The organism is Serratia sp. X3 (genome assembly GCF_014982455.1).
Classification (GTDB): Bacteria; Pseudomonadota; Gammaproteobacteria; order Enterobacterales; family Enterobacteriaceae; genus Serratia; species Serratia ureilytica.
Map to the genome: position 1 here is coordinate 564,824 of NZ_JADCNB010000002.1, position 18,389 is coordinate 583,212.

The window sequence follows — 18,389 nt, forward strand, 5'->3', positions numbered from 1 at the left end:
GTAATCTGGAGGGTCATGCTAACACAGCCCCGCGGCGATCCGCGAGGCCGTTGTGCCCAAGGGGCGATGCCGCATCAATGACCGGCGAAGTCCACCAGGCAGTAGCAGTCGATGCCCAGCTTGTTCAGACGCGCTTCTCCGCCCAGATCCGGCAGGTTGATGATGAACGCGGCGTCTTTCACTTCACCGCCCAGACGGCGGATCAGTTTGGTGGTCGCTTCAATGGTGCCGCCGGTCGCCAGCAGATCGTCCACCACCAGCACTTTGTCGCCCGCGGTGATGGCGTCGGTGTGAATCTCCAGCTTGTCGGTGCCGTACTCCAGCTCATAGCTTTCGCTGAGCGTGGCGCGCGGCAGTTTGCCCGGTTTGCGCACCGGCACGAAACCGACGCCGAGCGCCAACGCGACGGGCGCGCCGAACAGGAAACCACGCGCTTCGGTACCCACCACCTTGGTCACGCCCGCTTCGCGATAGCGCTCGACCAGCAGCTCGATGCTGGCGGCGTAGGCCAACGGGTTTTCCAGCAGGCTGGTCACGTCGCGGAACAGGATGCCCGGCTTCGGATAATCCGGGATGGTTTTGATACTGTCTTTAATAAACTGAAGCTGCTGCGCAGTAGCGGTCATAATTGTTGCCTGATAAAACTGCCTGAAAACCGGTGCGTCGCTCACCCGCCGCCCCCAGGAGAAACACACCGGAGAAGAAATGGCAGGCGATCCGCGCACGAAAACGCCCAAATCTATGCAAACTGGCGGACAAATGCAACTCTCCCCTGCATCTTTAAACCCGCAGCGTTGTTGACCGCACGCATTACTTACCTAAGTAAGCTCCCGGGGATGCCTGCGTTTGTCGCCTGGCTGCGGCTTGAAAGCTATTGAGGAGTTTAAGGTACAATCAGCGCTGTTTTTGTTGCGGCAGATCAATAACCGGCAGGCGCAGCATAAAGGTCAGCAAAATGGCCAACATCAGCAGCAACAGCCCGCGCACCCACCAGATTTTCACCAGCCACAGCGAACAGGCGAAGGTCAGCACGATCACCAGCACCGCTTTCCACTTCGCCCCCGGCGGCAGCGCGCGATGCTGCTGCCAATGGCGCAGATAAGGGCCAAACCAGGAACGGTACAGCAGCCAGTGATGAAAGCGCGGCGAAGAGCGGGCGAAGCACCAGGCGGCCAATAGCAGGAACGGCGTGGTCGGCAACAGCGGCAACACCACGCCCAACGTCGCCAGCACCACCGCCAACCAGCCCAAAATGATCAATAACCCACGCGTCATGCGGTTCTTCGCTCCTCAATCGGTTGCGGCTTACTGTAGCATCGGCGCCGCGCCGGCGGAATATGCATGCGGCGCTTGTTTCGCGGCGGCATCGCGGGCAAGCTTACGCCTGTTGAAATCAAGAGGGAGCTTATGTGAGCACTCAGCGTCTATTACAGGTGTTGGCACAGCAGATCGCGGCGCTGGCGGCCGAAGTCAGCCCGCGCGGCGACGCCCCGATCCCGCAGGCGCGGTTCGACGCCGCCCTGTTCGCCAACCGCGGCACGCGGCTGCGCGACTACCTGGCCGAAGTGGAGAAAAACTTCGCCCAGCTGCAAAACGCTGCTAACGACAGCCGCGCCAGCCAGGTGGCCTTTCTGGCCGAAAAACTGGTGGCTCAGATCGCCGCCCTGCAGCGCGAGCTGGCGACCCAGGCGCTGCGGCGCAAGAATCAGCCGAAGGAAGCCCCCGAGGTCGATCTTTACCACAAGCTGGCCGAGCATCAGGATTACGAACGCCGGCTGATCGCCATGATTCAAGATCGGGAAAGCCTGCTGGGGCGCCAGACCACGCTGGCGGCGCAGCAAAAGCTGCAGCACGAGCTGGCGGCCCTGGAGGGGCGGCTGATGCGCTGTCGTCAGGCGTTGGCGCGCATCGAGCGCAATATCGAGCGCAAAGAAAACGGTTTTTGAAGATTTATCACAATATTTTAATGATTATTCCCCGGTTGCGCGCCGGGTTCACTATACTCTGCCGATACCCGAGTTATTCATCCCACTAATTAAATAAGCGCAGGTGCTATGTCTCTGGAAAACGCCTCACCCGAACTGCAGCTGGCAGTAGACTTGATTTACCTGCTGGAATGCAACGAGATCGATCCGGCCACCGCGCTGGCGGCGCTGGATATCGTCAAACGGGATTATCAGGAAAAGCTGCAGCGCGCCGGCGTCACCTCTCCCTACCTGCCTGCCGGACAGTAACCGGGGACAGCGCCGCTGTCCCTTCCGCCTTTCATTGCTTATCCGCCGCCGTCTGGTCGCCGTCGTCCGGCGACAGCGTTCTTTTCACTTCCTGCACTTCATTGCCCTGCTGGTTATGCAGATACACCTCCAGCTGATTGAAGGCAATGTCGATGCCGTTTTCCCGGCACAAGCGGTCGATTGAGCGATTCAGTTCGTCCACCGTGTAGCTGCGATCGCGCAGTTCCCGCACATACAGCCGCAGTTCGTGATCCAGCGTGCTGGCGCCGAAGTTGAGGAAGAACACCTGCGGTTCGGGATCAGTCATCACCCGCGGGTTGTCGTGCGCCGCCTGCAGCAGCACCTTTTTCACCTTGTCGAGATCGGAGCCGTAGGCCACGCCGACCTTGATCAGCACGCGGGTGATGGTATCGGACAGCGACCAGTTGATCAGCCGCTCGGTGACGAACGCCTTGTTCGGAATGATCACCTCTTTGCGGTCGAAGTCGGTAATGGTGGTGGCGCGAATGCGGATCTTGCTGACCGAACCGGAGAAGGTGCCGATGGTGATGGTATCGCCGATGCGGATCGGGCGTTCGAACAGAATGATCAGCCCGGAGACGAAGTTGGCGAAGATCTCTTGCAGACCGAAGCCCAGCCCGACCGTCAGGCCGGCGGCCAGCCATTGCAGTTTGTCCCAGGATACGCCGAGCGATCCCAGCGCAACCACGGCGCCCACGGCGGTAATCAGGTAAGTGAGCACGGTGGTGATGGCATAAGACGCCCCCTGCCGCAGTTGCAGCCGCGACAGCACCACCACCTCCAGCAAACCGGGCAAGTTGCGGGTGAGCACGTAGGCGACAATCACTGCGGCGATCGCCACCATCATGTTGCCCAGCGTCACCGCCTGCGACACGCTGCTGCCCGCCACGGTGCTGGTGTAATGCCACAGCGTGATGCTATCCAGATAAGCGATGACCGTCACCAGATCCGACCAAATGGCGTAGAAAGCGCTGGCGAAGATGGCGAACAGCACCAGGGTGGTCAGGCGCAGCGACTGCTGGTTGATCTGATCGAGCGCCAGCGGCGGCTCTTCCACCACCGGTTCGCCGCCTTCGGCCCCCTCTTTCGCCACGTTTTGCCGCCGCGCCAACGCGCGCCGGTAAGCCAGACGCCGCGCCGCCACGCTCAGGCCGCGCAGCGCGGTCAGGTATACGATATTCCACAGGAAAAACAGATACAGGCTGTCTATCCAGCGGCTGGCCAGCCGCAGCGTGGTATAGAAGTAGCCGGCGAACATCAGCCCCAGCAGGATCAGCGGCGTGGCGGCCAGCGCGGTGACCACCACCAGCCGCACGGCGTGCGAGCCCTTTTCACGCCAGCTGTCGCGACACAGCGGGAATACCAGCACAGTGAGCAGCGCCAGCGTCAACATCACCACGATCTGGCCGATCACGTCTTCCACCAGACGCAGCGGCGCTTTCTCGCCCAATACCGACCAGAAGATCAACGGCTGCAGCGCCAACCCCAGCCGCAGCGTCTGACGGCGGTAATGCGCGCACAAGTTGGCGCCGAAGTTGAAATGCCGCTCGGCGATGCCGCCCGGTTTCAGCATGCGATAGCTGAAGCCGAACACCAGCCACGACAGCGCCAGCTGCTGCGACAATGCCCATATAAAGTCGCTGATGCCGAAATCCGCGCGATACATCCAGAAACCGACGCCGAGCAGTAACGCGGCGCCGGGCAACACTTTCAGCAAGGTCAGCGCGATGGCCTTCGGCGTGTGCAGTTGGCCGTCGCGCTTAAGTTGCCCCACGTCGTTGGCCAGCTTTTGCAAATGGCCGTCGATCAGCCGGTAGCGCCAGCGCAATACCCCGATCGCCAACAGCATCGGGATCAGGAACACCAGCGCATTCAGCCCGCCCTGCACCAGCTTGCCGCCGTCGAATTTGAGATCGAGCCCGGCAATCTGATCGCGCACCGCCTCCGGCATCGCCTTCAGCCACGCCAGATCGACCGGCTTGTTGCTGTTGACCCAGAAGATCTGCTGGGTCAGCGTATCCTGCAGCGAACCGTAGACGCTGGTCAGCTGCTGCTGATTGATCTGCAGGTTGATCGACAGCGACAGCTGGTTGCTGAGCTGCTTGTTCAGCTGATCCAGCAGTTCGCGGCGCATATCGACGATCTCGTTTAACGCGTCGATCACCTCCGGGCCGGCCTTTTCCTTGCTTTCGGCCACCAGTTGGTTGATGTAATCCTCTCCCTTGAACAGATCGTCGCGTTGCTGATTGATATCGAACTGCTCCAGCCGCAAATCGGCGATGCGCGTGTCCATATCCGCCAACAGCGTGCCCTGCGGCAGGCTCTGCTGCTGCTGATACAGGATGCGCGACAGCACCAGGCTGCCCTTCAGCACCTGGATCTGCTCTTTCAGGTTACGCTCCGCCTGCAGCCCGCGATCGAGCCAGTTTTTGACCCGAATATTCTGCTGGAACAGGGTGTTGCTCTCTTCGGTGGCGGCGATCAGCCGCTGGCTCAGCTGGCGGTTGACGTCCAGCTGTTTGCTGACCAACAGATCGTGCTGGATATCGGTGGCGTCTTCCGGGTTTTGCGCCTCTTTGGCGGTCTTTTCAGACAGCGTCAAACGTTTGCTGTTGACGATCTCCTGCAGCAACTGCACCGAGCGCTCCAGCGCGTCGATATGCGCCGTGGTGTAATCACGCTGTTTTTGCAGCAGATCCTGCAGCGTGGTATTGGCTTCCAGACTTTTGCGTTGCAGCTCAAGCTGTGCGTTGAGCAACGCCTGCTCGGTGGTCAGCATCACCTGCTGGCTGTTGCGCAGCGAATCTTGCCCCGGCGTCTGGCCGCTGAGCTGGCTGCGGATCTCCTGCAGGCGCTGCGAAGCGGCGTACATGGTGCTTTGTACTCGTTCAGGCTGGGTTTGCAGCGACACCAGTTGGCTGTTGTAAGTAGAGAGGCTCTCCTGCGCGCTTTGCAGCTCGTCGAGCGTTTGATACAGCCGGCTTTCCAATTGGCGCAGCGACAGCGGCAACAGCGCGGCGCGCGCCGCCGCGCTGTCCGTCGGCCGCTTCAGTGCATCCAGTTCGGCGGTAACCTGATTGAGCTTCGCCGGCGCCTGCTGCACCTGCTGTTTAAGCTGCGCGGCGTCCTGCCGATTGCGCTCGATGGCGTCCAGCAGCTCCAGCGTGCGGGTTAAATCCTGTTGGGACAGCTTTTCGACCGGCGTCAGGGCTTTTTGCTTGCTCAGCGCTTCCAGCTGGCTTTGTACTTCGCTACGCTGCGGCAAATCGCCGTTCAGCGCCGCCTGCGCCGGCAAGCTCAGCGCGCAAATCAGGAAAAGGAGTGTCGCGGCGGCGATGCGCCGCCGGCATGCGCCGACAAACGAGCGCGGCGTCAGAGAGGGCAGAGTCAACCAGCGATGCATGATTTAGCTTCGGATCGGTTAAGAAGCCTGAAGATTATCACGATCGCCGGCGGGCAACGAACAACAAAAACGTTGCCGGTGATGTCCCGTTGTCGCGAAATCAGAAAGTGAGCACTTTCTCCGCCGCCAGCGTCCACTGCGCCAGTTCGACCAGCGTGCCGATCTCCACGCCGTCCGCCAACGGCAAGCGGCTGACGCCGCGCGCGTCGGCGCAGGTCTTGCACAGCTTGACCGGCACCTGCTGCGCGGTGAGGATCTCCAGCATCTGCTGCAGATGGTATCCTTCGTGCGGCTGCTGTCCTGCCAACCCGGCCACCACCGCGTCGGACATCAGAAACAGCCGCAGATCGAGACTGCTTTGCTGCTCTTTCAGCGCGATGGCCAACCGCAGCGCATTGAACAAGGATTCATGGCCATAGGCAGCGCCGTTGGCGATGAGAACAACTGATGACATGAAATCTCTCCTTATAAAGGAAGGCGGTCGACGTCGGGGTTGAGGCGCAAGGTGGGGCAAAACTGCAGCATCTCCAAAAACGCATCGACCAGCGCTTCGGCTTCGGCCCGCAGATCGAAACTTTCCGGCATAAACAGCCAGTTTTCCATCAGGCCGGTGATATAACCGCGCAGGATGATCGCCGCACGGCGGGTATGCAAATCGGCGGGCAATTGCTCGTGGTGAATGCAGTTATACAGCACCGCTTCGATGCGTTCGTAGCCGGCGAGGTACAACACCTTGCGCGAATCCAGCAGCGGCATCATTTCACCGACAAACTCGCATTTGTGGAATATAATCTCCATCAACGCCCGCCTGCGGCCGTCTTCAACCGTAGACGTCAGAATGTAAATCAGAATTTCCCGGATAACCCGCAGTGGATTATCGGGAAACTTTGCCTGATACTCTGTTTCGAGCTGGTCAATTTTCGGCTCGGTAGATTCCCAAACTTCATTAAACAGGTCTACCTTATTCTTGAAGTGCCAGTAAATGGCTCCACGCGTAACCCCGGCAGCGGTGGCAATATCTGTCAGTGACGTTGCAGCAACGCCACGTTCAGAGAACTCTCTCACCGCAGCATCGAGGATTTGCTGTCGGGTTTCTTGCGCCTGCTGTTTGGTTTTTCGTGCCATGGCATTGTTATTTAGGGGGAGTGTGATTTACATACATTCGCGAATGTATGTACCATAGCACGCACATATAATTAACGCAGCAATGGGTTTTAAAGCTTGTGATCCATTGATCATTTTGAAATCGGACACTTGAGGTTTTTCTATGAACAAAAACAGAGGGTTAACGCCTCTGGCGGCCGTTCTGATGCTTTCAGGCAGCTTAGTGCTAACAGGATGTAACGATAAAGAAACCCAACAGCAAGGCGCCCAACAGCAGGCTCCTGAAGTGGGCGTAGTCACTTTGAAGGCCGAGCCTCTCAATATCACTACCGATCTTCCTGGCCGCACCGCTGCGTATCGCATCGCCGAAGTTCGCCCTCAGGTCAGCGGCATCATCCTGAAGCGTAACTTCGTTGAAGGCAGCGATATCAAGGCCGGGACGTCTCTGTACCAAATCGATCCCGCGACCTATCAGGCCAGCTACGACAGCGCGAAAGGCGATTTGGCCAAAGCGCAGGCCAGCGCTTCCATCGCGCGCGTGACGGTAAACCGCTACAAACCATTGCTGGGCACCAGCTACATCAGCAAGCAGGACTATGACAACGCCGTGTCCACGCTGCAGCAAGCGGATGCCGCCGTGGTGGCCGCCAAGGCCGCCGTGGAAACCGCGCGCATCAACCTGGCGTACACCAAGGTGACCTCTCCGATCTCCGGCCGCATCGGCAAATCCGCCGTGACCGAAGGCGCGCTGGTCAGCAACGGCCAGGCAACCGCCCTGTCCACCGTGCAGCAGCTGGATCCGATGTATGTCGACGTCACCCAGTCGAGCACCGACTTCCTGCGCCTGAAGCAAGAACTGGCCAGCGGCGCGCTGAAGCAGGAAAACGGCAAGGCCAAAGTGAAACTGATGCTGGAAAACGGCACCGAATACGCGCAGGAAGGCACGCTGGAGTTCTCCGACGTCACCGTCGATGAGACCACCGGCTCCATCACCATTCGCGCCCTGTTCCCTAACCCGAACGATACGCTGTTGCCTGGCATGTTCGTGCGCGCCCGTCTGGACGAAGGCGTACGCAGCGATGCGTTGCTGGTGCCTCAACAGGGCGTCACCCGCAACCCGCGCGGCGACGCGACGGCGTTGGTGGTAGGGGCAGACAACAAAGTTGAGCTGCGCACGCTGAAGGCGGACCAGGCGATTGGCGACAAATGGCTGGTTACCGATGGCCTGAAAGCCGGCGATCGCGTCATCGTCACCGGCCTGATGAAAGTGCATCCGGGCGCGCAGGTAAAAGTGCAGGAAGTTGACACTCAGGCGCAAAAACAGCCGCAGTCTGAAGCGCAGAAGTCATAAAAAGGAGCCTGTAATACATGGCTAAGTTCTTTATAGACCGCCCAATTTTCGCCTGGGTAATCGCCATCATCGTCATGTTGGCGGGGGTGCTTGCAATAATGAAACTGCCAATCGCGCAGTATCCCACTATTGCACCGCCGGCGGTGAGTATTTCCGCCAACTACCCGGGCGCAGATGCCAAAACGGTGCAGGATACCGTCACACAGATTATCGAACAGAACATGAACGGTATCGATAACCTGATGTACATGTCCTCCACCAGTGATTCCTCTGGTAGCGTCACCATTACCCTGACGTTTGAGTCCGGCACCGATCCTGACATCGCGCAGGTTCAGGTCCAGAACAAACTGTCGTTGGCCACCCCGCTGCTGCCGCAAGAAGTTCAGCAGCAGGGCCTGAAAGTAGAAAAATCCAGCAGCAGCTTCCTGATGGTGGCCGGCTTCGTTTCCGACGATCCGAACATGACTCAGGACGATATTGCGGACTACGTGGCGTCCAACATCAAGGACCCGATCAGCCGTTCGTCCGGCGTGGGTGAAGTGCAGCTGTTCGGTGCCCAGTACGCGATGCGCATCTGGCTGGATCCGAACAAGCTGAACAACTACCAGCTGACGACCACGGACGTGACCTCCGCCATCACCGAGCAGAACAACCAGATCGCCGCAGGCCAGCTGGGCGGCCTGCCGCCGGTGCCGGGGCAGCAGTTGAACGCCTCGATCATCGCGCAGACCCGTCTGACTTCGCCGGAAGAGTTCGGCAAGATCCTGCTGAAGGTCAATACCGACGGTTCACAGGTGCGCCTGCGCGACGTCGCTCACATCGAGCGCGGCGCGGAAAGCTATGCCGTTACCGCGCGTTATAACGGCAAGCCTGCCGCCGGCCTCGGTATCAAACTGGCGACCGGCGCCAACGCCTTGAACACCGCCAAAGGTGTGAAAGACGAGCTGGCCAAGATGGCGCCATTCTTCCCGCAAGGGATGAAAGTGGTTTATCCGTACGACACCACCCCATTCGTTAAGATCTCCATCAACGAAGTGGTGAAAACGCTGATCGAAGCCATCATCCTGGTGTTCCTGGTGATGTATCTGTTCCTGCAGAACTTCCGCGCGACGCTGATCCCAACCATCGCGGTGCCGGTGGTGTTGCTGGGGACCTTTGCGATACTCGCGGCGTTCGGCTTCTCGATAAACACCCTGACGATGTTCGGCATGGTGTTGGCGATCGGCCTGCTGGTGGATGACGCCATCGTGGTGGTGGAAAACGTCGAGCGCGTCATGTCCGAAGAGGGACTGCCGCCGAAAGAAGCTACCCGTAAATCGATGGGCCAGATCCAGGGCGCGCTGGTGGGTATCGCCATGGTGCTGTCGGCGGTATTCGTGCCGATGGCGTTCTTCGGCGGTTCAACCGGCGCCATCTATCGTCAGTTCTCGATCACCATCGTGTCCGCGATGGCGCTGTCGGTGCTGGTGGCCTTGATCCTGACGCCGGCGCTGTGCGCCACCATGCTCAAACCGATCCCGAAAGGCGATCACGGGGTTAAAACGGGCTTCTTCGGCTGGTTTAACCGCATGTTCGAGAAGAGCACGCATCACTATACCGACAGCGTGGGCAACATCCTGCGCAGCACCGGCCGCTACCTGATCATCTACCTGCTGATCGTGGTTGGCATGGGCCTGCTGTTCCTGCGCCTGCCCTCTTCGTTCCTGCCGGACGAAGATCAGGGCATCCTCTTGACCATGGTGCAGTTGCCTGCCGGCGCCACCGAATCCCGTACCAACAAGGTGTTGGAAGAAGTCTCCGACTACTTCCTGAACAAGGAAAAGGACAACGTGGTTTCGGTGTTTACCGTCGCGGGCTTCGGCTTCAACGGTAACGGCCAGAACAACGGCCTGGCATTCGTCAGCCTGAAAGACTGGGGCGAGCGTCCAGGGGCCGGGAACAAGGTAGAAGCGATCGCGGGCCGCGCCATGGGCGCCTTCTCGCAGATTAAAGAAGGCCTGGTGTTCCCGTTCAACCTGCCGGCGATCATCGAACTCGGTACCGCAACCGGCTTCGACTTCGAGCTGATTGACCAGGGCGGCCTGGGGCACGAAAAACTGACCGAAGCGCGTAACCAGCTGTTGGGCATGGTTGCTCAGCATCCGGACGTGCTGGTGGGCGTGCGCCCGAACGGCCTGGAAGATACGCCGCAGTTCAAACTGATCGTCGATCAGGAAAAAGCCAAGGCGCTGGGCGTGAGCATCACCACCATCAACAGCACGCTGAGCACCGCACTGGGTGGCTCGTACGTCAACGACTTCATCGACCGCGGTCGTGTGAAGAAGGTGTACGTACAGGCCGAAGCGCCGTTCCGCATGCTGCCGGAAGACATCAACAAGTGGTACGTGCGCGGTACCAGCGGCCAGATGGTGCCATTCTCCGCCTTCTCTTCGGCGAAATGGGAATACGGCTCACCGCGTCTGGAACGCTATAACGGCTTGCCGTCGATGGAAATTCTGGGCCAGGCCGCACCGGGCAAGAGTACCGGTGAAGCGATGAACCTGATGGAACAGCTGGCGTCCAAACTGCCAAGCGGCATCGGTTACGACTGGACCGGCATGTCCTATCAGGAACGTCTGTCGGGCAACCAGGCGCCGGCGCTGTACGCCATCTCGATTCTGGTGGTGTTCCTGTGTCTGGCGGCGCTGTATGAAAGCTGGTCCGTGCCGTTCTCGGTCATGCTGGTATTGCCGCTGGGGGTTATCGGTGCGTTGTTGGCCGCGACGATGCGCGGCATGAACAACGACGTGTACTTCCAGGTGGGGCTGTTGACCACCATCGGTCTATCGGCGAAGAACGCCATCCTGATCGTGGAATTCGCCAAGGATCTGATGGAGAAAGAAGGCAAAGGTCTGATCGAAGCGACGTTGGAAGCGGTGCGTATGCGTCTGCGTCCAATCCTGATGACGTCCCTGGCCTTCATCCTCGGGGTTCTGCCGCTGGTTATCAGCAGCGGCGCAGGCTCCGGCGCACAGAACGCGGTAGGTACCGGCGTAATGGGCGGGATGATCACCGCGACCGTATTGGCGATCTTCTTCGTACCGGTGTTCTTCGTGGTGGTTCGCCGCCGCTTCAGCAAGAAGAACGAAGACCTGGAACACAGCCACCCGGTAGAGCATCACTGATCGTTCAGTGAAGGGATCTCTACCCGATAATCGAAAAGGCCGCGCATGCGGCCTTTTTCTTTTGCTTCAGTTGCTTAATGCAAATCGTTCTCATTAATTCACTCGTGTGTGCAATTTACGCTTGATCGTGATGCCCGGTCGGCGCATAATTAATGTTATAGTATAACATCACATGAGAGAGCCATTATGAAACCCGGCATCCATCCCGATTATCGCACCGTGGTGTTCCACGACGTCAGCGCTAACGCCTACTTCAAAGTGGGATCGACCATCAAAACCGATCGCACCATCGAGCTGGACGGCGAAAGCTGGCCGTATGTCACCCTCGACGTCTCTTCCGCTTCGCATCCGTATTACACCGGCAAGCAGAAAGACTATTCCAAAGAAGGCAGCACGGCGCGCTTCCAGCAGCGCTTTGGCCGCTTTATCGGCAATAAGTAACAAGGAACCCCCATGCAGGTATTGAGTTCATTGCGTTCGGCGAAAAATCGCCACCCGGATTGCAAAGTCGTGCGTCGTCGTGGCCGCATCTATGTGATCTGTAAAAGCAATCCGCGATTCAAAGCGGTACAGGGACGTAAGAAAAAGCGTTAACTCCAAAGTGTCATCTGTCGCAAAGCCCCGTTGCTGCTCAACGGGGCTTTTTTTATGGCGAGAAAGTGCCTGCAAGTTGCCCCCGCCGGCAAGCGGGGGCGGAGATTACTTCATGCTGCTCAGCAGCGCGTCGACATTGTGCTTGAACGCCTGCTCATAGGTTGCCGCCGGGCCGCCCACGCGCGAGAGCGCTTCCGGGTACAGCTCGCCGCCCGCCTTGGCGCCGGTGGCGGCGGCAATCTGTTTCACCAGCCGCGGATCGGTCTGGTTTTCGATAAAGTAAGCGTTAACTTTTTCCTGTTTGATTTGCTTGATCAGGCCGGCCACATCGCTGGCGCTGGCTTCGGCCTCGGTGGAAAATCCGACCGGCGCAAGGAAGGTGACGCCATACTCTTGCCCAAAGTAACCAAAGGCATCATGGCTGGTGAGTACCTTACGTTTCTGCGGCGGCACTGCGGCGAACTGGGTTTTGGCCCACAGGTCCAGCTTTTGCAACTGCTGAATGTATTCGGCGCCGCGCTGACGAAAATAGTTGGCATCCTCGGGATCGGCGGCGATCAGGGCGTTCATCACGTTGGTGGCGTACTGCACGCCGTTTTTCATGCTGTTCCAGGCGTGGGGATCGGTAATCGGTTTGCCGTCCTCCTCCATTTGGCGGGTGTTGATGCCCTGTGACGCGGTAATCACCTGTCCTTTATAACCCGAAGCGCTGACCAGGCGATCGATCCACCCTTCCAGCCCCAGGCCGCTGACGAACACCACGTCGGCCTGCGCCAACGTCTTGCCGTCCTGCGGTGAAGGCTCGAAGCTGTGCGGATCGCCATCCGGCCCCACCAGCGTGCTGACCTTGACGTGATCGCCCCCCACCTGTTTAACGATATCTCCCAGAATGGAAAAGCTGGCGACGGCGTCGACGGTCTTCGCCATCGCCAATGGGCTGGCTAGCAGAGCAGCGACCGCCAGCGATATAGGTAAACGTTTCATATTTTCTCCTTGCAAATGGCACTTCTCAACGGCGCGCAAAGGCGTAAATGCCCCCACGCGTTCCAAACAGGATCGAGACAAAGAAGATGACGCTGGCGCTGAGCACGATCGCCGGGCCGGCAGGCAGCGAAGCGTAGTAGGACCACACCAGCCCAATCAGGCTGGACAGCGCGCCGATACCCATCGCCACCGCCAGCGTCTGCGGCAGATTGCGCGCCCAGAAGCGTGCGCTGGCGGCGGGCAGCATCATCAGCCCAACCGACATCAGGGTGCCGAGGATCTGGAACCCCGCCACCAGATTGACCACCACCAGCGCCAAAAACAGGCCGTGGATCAGCGCCAACCGGCGCGGCGCGTTAACGCGCAGGAAAGTGACGTCGAAGGACTCGATCACCAACGCGCGGTACAGCGCCGCCAGCGCCAGCAGCGACACCGTGGCGATGGCACCGACCATCAGCATCGCCTGCGCATCCACCGCCAGAATCGAACCGAACAGCACGTGCAGCAGATCCACGCTGGAACCGCGCAGCGAGACCAACGTGACCCCGAGCGCCAGCGACCCCAGATAGAATCCGGCGAAGCTGGCGTCCTCTTTCAGCGGCGTGCGGCGGCTCACCAGGCCGGACAACATCGCCACCGCCAGCCCGGCGATAAAGCCGCCCACGCCCATGGCCACCAGCGACATGCCGGAAATCAGATAACCGATTGCCGCACCGGGCAACACCGCGTGGGACAACGCATCCCCCACCAGGCTCATGCGGCGCAGCAACAGAAACACCCCCAGCGGGGCGGCGCTGAGCGACAGCGCCAGACACGCCATCAATGCGCGACGCATAAAACCGAAAGAGAGAAAAGGGTCGACAAGCCCATGCAACAGCATCATGGCGCCACCACCCGCAGGCCCGACTGCCGTTCGGCGGCGAGATACCGCGGCACCTGTTCCAGCACGCGCTCGGCCGCGCCCCAATGACACGCCTGCGGGGTCAGCAACAGCACCTGCGGAAAATGCTCGGCGACCATCGACATATCATGCAGGACGGCGATCACCGTTCTCCCCTGCTGGTGCAGCTGCGCGATCGCCTGCAGCAGGATCTGCGTAGTGGCGCTGTCGATGCCGGTGAAGGGTTCATCCAGCAGGATCAACGGCGCCTGTTGGACCAGCAGGCGCGCAAACAGCACCCGCTGCAGCTGGCCGCCGGAGAGCTCGCCCACCGGACTGTGCGCCAGCGCGCTCATGCCGACGCTCGCCAGCGCCCCATTAACCTGGCTCGCCGCACGCTGGTTCATACCGCCGAACATGCCGCTTTGCGGCCAACATCCCATCGCCACCAGATCGCTCACCGCGATCGGGAATTGCCGATCCAGCTCCGCCTGCTGCGGTAAATAAGCCTTGCGCGGCGGCTTTTCACCGCTAAAGTCCAGGCGACCCGCCAAGGGCGGCAACAAACCGGCGAGCGTTTTCAGCAACGTCGATTTCCCTGCCCCGTTAACGCCCACCACCGCGGTTAACGAACCGGCGCTAAACTGCCCGCTCAGCGGCGGGAAAAGCGGCGTGGCGCCATAGCCTATTGCCAGCTGACGTAATAAAATCATGGCAGTGACACCGCCCAAAAAATGCCGAGCCACAGCAGAGCCAGCAAAACGATGGCGCCCGCGCAGCGCACGGCCGCGGAGGTGGTGAACAACGAATTCAGTGACGACGCGGCGTCATTTTGCGAAGTGGGAATCAAGGGAATAACCAAAGCAGCAGATTTATAGTTATAATATAACATCACAACAAGTGGCATGTCTCAAGCGTTGCCGGACTCATTAATGCAACGGAACGTAACAGCGCGTCGCGCACTCCCCTCTCGCCACCCTTATCAAACTCAGGGATATTCCCGTTCGGGCAAATGTTGGCGGAAGGTAAAAAACAGCGGTAAATCGAAAAATTTACCGGCGCGAGTGGAAAAGGAGTAAGATAAGCAGATAACATTGCTGTTGGCCGAGATTAATGCTTGTTACCCTTGCCTGTAACCTGGACGTCAACGCACTTTCTGTTAAAAAATTAAAGAAAGTGATTAATGACAATATTGCGGAGTTAGTGCCCGCACTGACCAGCGGACTCAGTTTTTATTCTGAAAGCGCACGCTATGCCGAAGATTCATTAGAAATACTTGATATAGTGCGACAAGGTGACAGCGATTATTCAATGAGTTATCGCTATAAGTGGGGCATTTTTAATGCTTGCCTGGATATCAACAGCGAAGATACGCTCAGCGATAGCGTCCGGTTCCGTGTGGCGCAACGGGGTTTAATCTTCGACATCATTGATAACTCACGCCCATCAACCGCGGATGAATTGTAAGTTTACGTAATAACTGCAGGCCAAACGCGAAAAAATGATTTATATTCATTTTACGGGGAGTTTATTTAACCACCGTTAAGCTGCCTCCGTTCATGATGTAAATCAGCTTACTCACATAGTGTTATCAACACCGCCATTAAGACTTACGGAGGGGATGATATGGATGAGTATTCGCCTAAGCGACACGACATTGCTCAACTCAAATTCTTGTGCGAAAATTTGTATGATGAAGGTATCGCCACCCTGGGAGACAGCCACCACGGGTGGGTCAACGATCCGACATCCTCCGTCAACCTGCAGCTTAATGAGTTGATCGAACATATCGCTTCGTTTGTGATGAGTTATAAAATTAAATACATGGACGAATCTGATTTGTCGGAGTTAGTCGAGGAATATCTCGACGATACCTATACGCTGTTCAGCAGCTACGGTATCAATGATTCCGACCTGCGCCGCTGGCAAAAAACCAAGGCGAGATTATTCAGAATGTTCTCAGGAGAGGACATCTGTACGACAATGAAAACTTAGGGGATAATTATTCCCGAGCTATTTTACGGTTATTAAACTAAAAGGCCACCATGACTAAAACCGACTATCTGATGCGTTTACGTAAATGCACCACGATTGATACTCTCGAACGTGTTATTGAAAAAAATAAGTACGAGCTTTCCGATGATGAACTGGAGCTGTTTTACTCAGCCGCCGATCATCGTTTGGCGGAGCTGACCATGAACAAGCTGTATGACAAAATCCCCACCTCCGTTTGGAAATATGTCAGATAATCAGCCCCCAACGCGTTGAGCCGATGCTTTTATCGGCTTCAATGTTCAAGTTGAATACGTCATTTTCCTATTGACAACGAAATGTTAATTACGCTCATCTTTACCGTTAATAATAAATAGCAACAATTCTCGGTTAATGCCCGGGGGGATTACGCCTTAACGCTATTCACGCGTGAAGACGCTCGCCTCACATTGCCCGTACGGTGCAAATCGCCGCGAATAACCCCTGAGGCCATCGCTGCCACGCCGCCGCGCCGGGCGGCGTGATCCATCACCGCCAGGCTCAGAGCATACGGCGCAAAATCGCCCGCCGGGCGAAACAGTGATGCTTAATCACCGCCGCGATGTGCAGCACAATCATGGCCGACAGCGCGATGCATGAATAACGGTGCACGGCGAAAAAGAAACGATTAACCTCAAGATTCGCAATCGGACGGGGAAAATCGATCGCGCCGAAAACGGCAAAACCGTGCTCCAGCATGAAAAATCCGCTCAGCAACACCGCGAAAATCAGCAGGTAGAATATTTCGTGCAGCAAATGCACCAATCCCTTCTCGCGCCCTTGCAACATATCGCCATAAGGCACTTTAGGCCGGAAAAAACGCCAGATAAAGCGCGCCGCCATCAGCGGTGTCAGCACCAAGGCCAACGACATATTGGTCACGGAGAAAAAGGCGAAGATGCGCGCATCCGTCATAAAATGCAGTGAATAACCCACGATCATGACGTAGAGCATCACGGCAGCAATGCCCCAATGCAGTAACCGACTGAAAAGATCGTAACGGGCAGGTTCGTGTGACATAAAGCTCCTTTAAAAGCGGCCATCATTGGCCGCTTGACTATCCGATTCGCACTTACTTTTTCACGACCCAGGCGTCCTGCCAGTTGGCTCCCACGCCCGGCTCAAACTGAGTCGCGCCGCTGTTCCACTGCATGCAGTAACCGCTGTAAGGGAAAGGTTTGCACTGATAAACCTTGCCGTCTTTCGGTTGCAGCACCGTGGTGCCAGCGGTGTATTTACTCAGCGCGTTCGGGAAGACGAAGTTGTAGTCGCCATTGCCGCCACCGCCGGTGGATTCAGCTTCCAGATTGAAGTTTTCGATATCCGGCTGAATGCTCTGCCCATTGTCGTTGCTGGCGATCACTTTCAGCATGTGGTGGCCCTCGCTGACGTTGTTCAGCGCGATGGTCAGCGGCTGGCTGGCGTCTTCCAGCGTCTCTTTCACGTAGCCTTTTTCCGTCTGGCCGTGATCGTAAACGCGCGCTTCAACGGTCAATTTGCCTTTAACCTCGGCATTGAAGGTCAGCTGAGCTTTACCGTCCTTGATCTTGGTGCTGGACAGGTTGCCGATGCGGATCTCTTCGGTGATAGCCGGCGTTTCTTCCTCATAGGAGATCACCACGCTCTTCATCGTGCTGCCTTGTTTGGCGAAGACCGCATTATTGCCAAACACCGGATTGACGTTGCCTTTACCGTCTTTCACCCCGGCACGCACCGCTTTCTGTTCGGCGTTGATCTTGCTGGCCAGCGCGTGGCTCCAGCGGTTTTTGTCGGTCAGCGCCTCACTGTCGATCGCCAGCTCGGTTTTCATCGTCAGCACTTCACCGTCCGCATCGAAGAAGCGGGCGATCACCTTGTCGCCAACCTGCAGGTTTTTGCCGGTGAGAGAGCCTTGCAGCTGCTTGCGCCATTCGGACACGACGCCGTCGTCCTCAAAGTTGACGTCAACCACCTGATAGAAGCTGTTCACCGTGTCATTGATTTCCCACACGCCATAAATCACCTGATAGCCGGTTCTCTCCGGCACCACGCACTGGTGCACTTCGCGATCTTTTGGCGCCTGAGCATGGCCATCGACTTCACAGAACGGCTCTTTTTCGAAAGCCTCGCGCGACAGCGGCTTATTCACGTCCCAGTCTTGTTTGGTGATGTAATAACGCCAGTTATTGGTTTTGTGCTTGGCGGTGTGGTACCAGGTGAACGTCTGCGGTCCCGGCTTCATGGTGTTCAACGCCCAGACGTTGACGCCCTGACGATCCAGCGGCTCGAAACCGCCCACCCCGCCGCTGGCCAGCTGGCCGTCGCGCGGCGTCGCGCCGCCAGGGAAGCCGGAAACCTGCTCGACGCTCTGCGGTTCCCACTGCGCTCGGCCGCAGTCGGTGTTGCTGCCCAGCTTGCACTTGTAGGCGCGGCTCTCGGGCACTTCGATATAACCGTGCGACCAGGCGGCCGAGGAGGCAGTGAGCGCTGCCATCATCAGGGCGATTTTGGATAATTTCATTACGACTCCAGTTAAATTTATTGGATTCCAACTGAGTGAGAAGAAACTCAAAGAGATGCGGCGATACCGCGAGAGGAATAATAAGTAGAAGCCCTGAACGCCCGGCACTTAGAATGCATTAAA

Annotated in this window: 19 protein-coding genes; 9 read left to right on the forward strand and 10 right to left on the reverse strand. The window is 58.0% G+C overall.

Annotation, left to right across the window (positions count from 1 at the left end; all coding sequences use genetic code 11):
- Window positions 1–74: 74 nt before the first annotated feature.
- Window positions 75–626 (reverse strand): adenine phosphoribosyltransferase, encoded by a 552-nt coding sequence (gene apt / locus IMX17_RS13045; protein ID WP_019454166.1) that lies wholly within the window; start codon window positions 624–626, stop codon window positions 75–77.
- Window positions 627–894: 268 nt separating this feature from the next.
- Window positions 895–1,275, reverse strand: a complete 381-nt coding sequence (locus IMX17_RS13050; protein ID WP_016928835.1) for a DUF454 family protein — start codon at window positions 1,273–1,275, stop codon at window positions 895–897.
- Between the two features lie 134 nt (window positions 1,276–1,409).
- Here IMX17_RS13050 and priC point away from each other — a divergent pair, with 134 nt between their 5' ends.
- Window positions 1,410–1,946 (forward strand): primosomal replication protein PriC, encoded by a 537-nt coding sequence (priC, locus tag IMX17_RS13055; protein ID WP_033642112.1) that lies wholly within the window; start codon window positions 1,410–1,412, stop codon window positions 1,944–1,946.
- Between the two features lie 108 nt (window positions 1,947–2,054).
- Window positions 2,055–2,234 carry a pleiotropic regulatory protein RsmS gene (gene rsmS, locus IMX17_RS13060; RefSeq protein ID WP_016928837.1) on the forward strand — a complete coding sequence of 60 codons (180 nt, stop codon included), beginning with the start codon at window positions 2,055–2,057 and terminating at the stop codon, window positions 2,232–2,234.
- 31 nt (window positions 2,235–2,265) lie between these two features.
- Here the strand turns inward: rsmS and mscK are convergent, their stop codons facing one another.
- The 3 genes from mscK to acrR form a co-directional block, all read right to left on the reverse strand.
- A complete protein-coding gene (gene mscK, locus IMX17_RS13065) occupies window positions 2,266–5,658 on the reverse strand; it encodes a mechanosensitive channel MscK (protein WP_193549835.1) in 3,393 nt (1,130 codons plus the stop codon).
- A gap of 100 nt (window positions 5,659–5,758) precedes the next feature.
- Window positions 5,759–6,112: a DsrE/DsrF/TusD sulfur relay family protein gene (locus tag IMX17_RS13070; protein ID WP_042783805.1), complete on the reverse strand. Its 354-nt coding sequence runs from the start codon at window positions 6,110–6,112 to the stop codon at window positions 5,759–5,761.
- Window positions 6,113–6,123: 11 nt separating this feature from the next.
- On the reverse strand, window positions 6,124–6,783 hold the full coding sequence (acrR, locus tag IMX17_RS13075) for a multidrug efflux transporter transcriptional repressor AcrR (RefSeq protein ID WP_033642109.1): 660 nt from the start codon (window positions 6,781–6,783) through the stop codon (window positions 6,124–6,126).
- Window positions 6,784–6,925: 142 nt separating this feature from the next.
- Between acrR and sdeX the strand changes: the two genes are divergently transcribed.
- From sdeX to ykgO, 4 genes are all read left to right on the forward strand, one after another.
- Window positions 6,926–8,113, forward strand: coding sequence for a multidrug efflux RND transporter periplasmic adaptor subunit SdeX (sdeX, locus tag IMX17_RS13080; RefSeq protein ID WP_033642108.1), 1,188 nt, complete (start codon window positions 6,926–6,928; stop codon window positions 8,111–8,113).
- Window positions 8,114–8,130: 17 nt separating this feature from the next.
- Window positions 8,131–11,277 (forward strand): multidrug efflux RND transporter permease subunit SdeY, encoded by a 3,147-nt coding sequence (gene sdeY, locus IMX17_RS13085; protein ID WP_015376860.1) that lies wholly within the window; start codon window positions 8,131–8,133, stop codon window positions 11,275–11,277.
- A gap of 186 nt (window positions 11,278–11,463) precedes the next feature.
- A complete protein-coding gene (locus IMX17_RS13090) occupies window positions 11,464–11,718 on the forward strand; it encodes a type B 50S ribosomal protein L31 (protein WP_004940303.1) in 255 nt (84 codons plus the stop codon).
- Window positions 11,719–11,730: 12 nt separating this feature from the next.
- Window positions 11,731–11,871 carry a type B 50S ribosomal protein L36 gene (gene ykgO / locus IMX17_RS13095; protein WP_004940304.1) on the forward strand — a complete coding sequence of 47 codons (141 nt, stop codon included), beginning with the start codon at window positions 11,731–11,733 and terminating at the stop codon, window positions 11,869–11,871.
- A gap of 105 nt (window positions 11,872–11,976) precedes the next feature.
- On the opposite strand, the gene IMX17_RS13100 is transcribed toward ykgO, so the two are convergent.
- The 3 genes from IMX17_RS13100 to IMX17_RS13110 are packed head-to-tail and all read right to left on the reverse strand — an operon-like array spanning window position 11,977 to window position 14,448.
- Window positions 11,977–12,855, reverse strand: a complete 879-nt coding sequence (locus IMX17_RS13100; RefSeq protein ID WP_042783804.1) for a metal ABC transporter solute-binding protein, Zn/Mn family — start codon at window positions 12,853–12,855, stop codon at window positions 11,977–11,979.
- A gap of 25 nt (window positions 12,856–12,880) precedes the next feature.
- Entirely contained in the window at window positions 12,881–13,738 is an 858-nt protein-coding gene (locus IMX17_RS13105) for a metal ABC transporter permease (RefSeq protein ID WP_046897503.1), read from the reverse strand.
- A complete protein-coding gene (locus tag IMX17_RS13110) occupies window positions 13,735–14,448 on the reverse strand; it encodes a metal ABC transporter ATP-binding protein (protein WP_046897504.1) in 714 nt (237 codons plus the stop codon). Before IMX17_RS13110 ends, IMX17_RS13105 begins: the two co-directional genes overlap by 4 nt.
- Before the next feature lie 400 nt (window positions 14,449–14,848).
- Here IMX17_RS13110 and IMX17_RS13115 point away from each other — a divergent pair, with 400 nt between their 5' ends.
- From IMX17_RS13115 to IMX17_RS13125, 3 genes are all read left to right on the forward strand, one after another.
- Complete coding sequence (locus tag IMX17_RS13115) at window positions 14,849–15,202, forward strand: hypothetical protein (protein ID WP_046897506.1); 354 nt, start codon at window positions 14,849–14,851, stop codon at window positions 15,200–15,202.
- Window positions 15,203–15,361: 159 nt separating this feature from the next.
- Complete coding sequence (tomB, locus tag IMX17_RS13120) at window positions 15,362–15,730, forward strand: Hha toxicity modulator TomB (RefSeq protein ID WP_004940312.1); 369 nt, start codon at window positions 15,362–15,364, stop codon at window positions 15,728–15,730.
- Between the two features lie 50 nt (window positions 15,731–15,780).
- The gene (locus IMX17_RS13125) at window positions 15,781–15,984 is read left to right on the forward strand and encodes an HHA domain-containing protein (RefSeq protein ID WP_004940313.1); all 204 of its coding nucleotides are present in this window, start codon (window positions 15,781–15,783) and stop codon (window positions 15,982–15,984) included.
- A 283-nt stretch (window positions 15,985–16,267) separates the two neighbouring features.
- Here the strand turns inward: IMX17_RS13125 and IMX17_RS13130 are convergent, their stop codons facing one another.
- Both IMX17_RS13130 and gbpA read right to left on the reverse strand, forming a co-directional pair.
- A complete protein-coding gene (locus IMX17_RS13130; RefSeq protein WP_046897507.1) occupies window positions 16,268–16,786 on the reverse strand; it encodes a cytochrome b in 519 nt (172 codons plus the stop codon).
- Window positions 16,787–16,838: 52 nt separating this feature from the next.
- A complete protein-coding gene (gene gbpA, locus IMX17_RS13135) occupies window positions 16,839–18,266 on the reverse strand; it encodes an N-acetylglucosamine-binding protein GbpA (protein WP_182265013.1) in 1,428 nt (475 codons plus the stop codon).
- Window positions 18,267–18,389 lie beyond the last annotated feature (123 nt).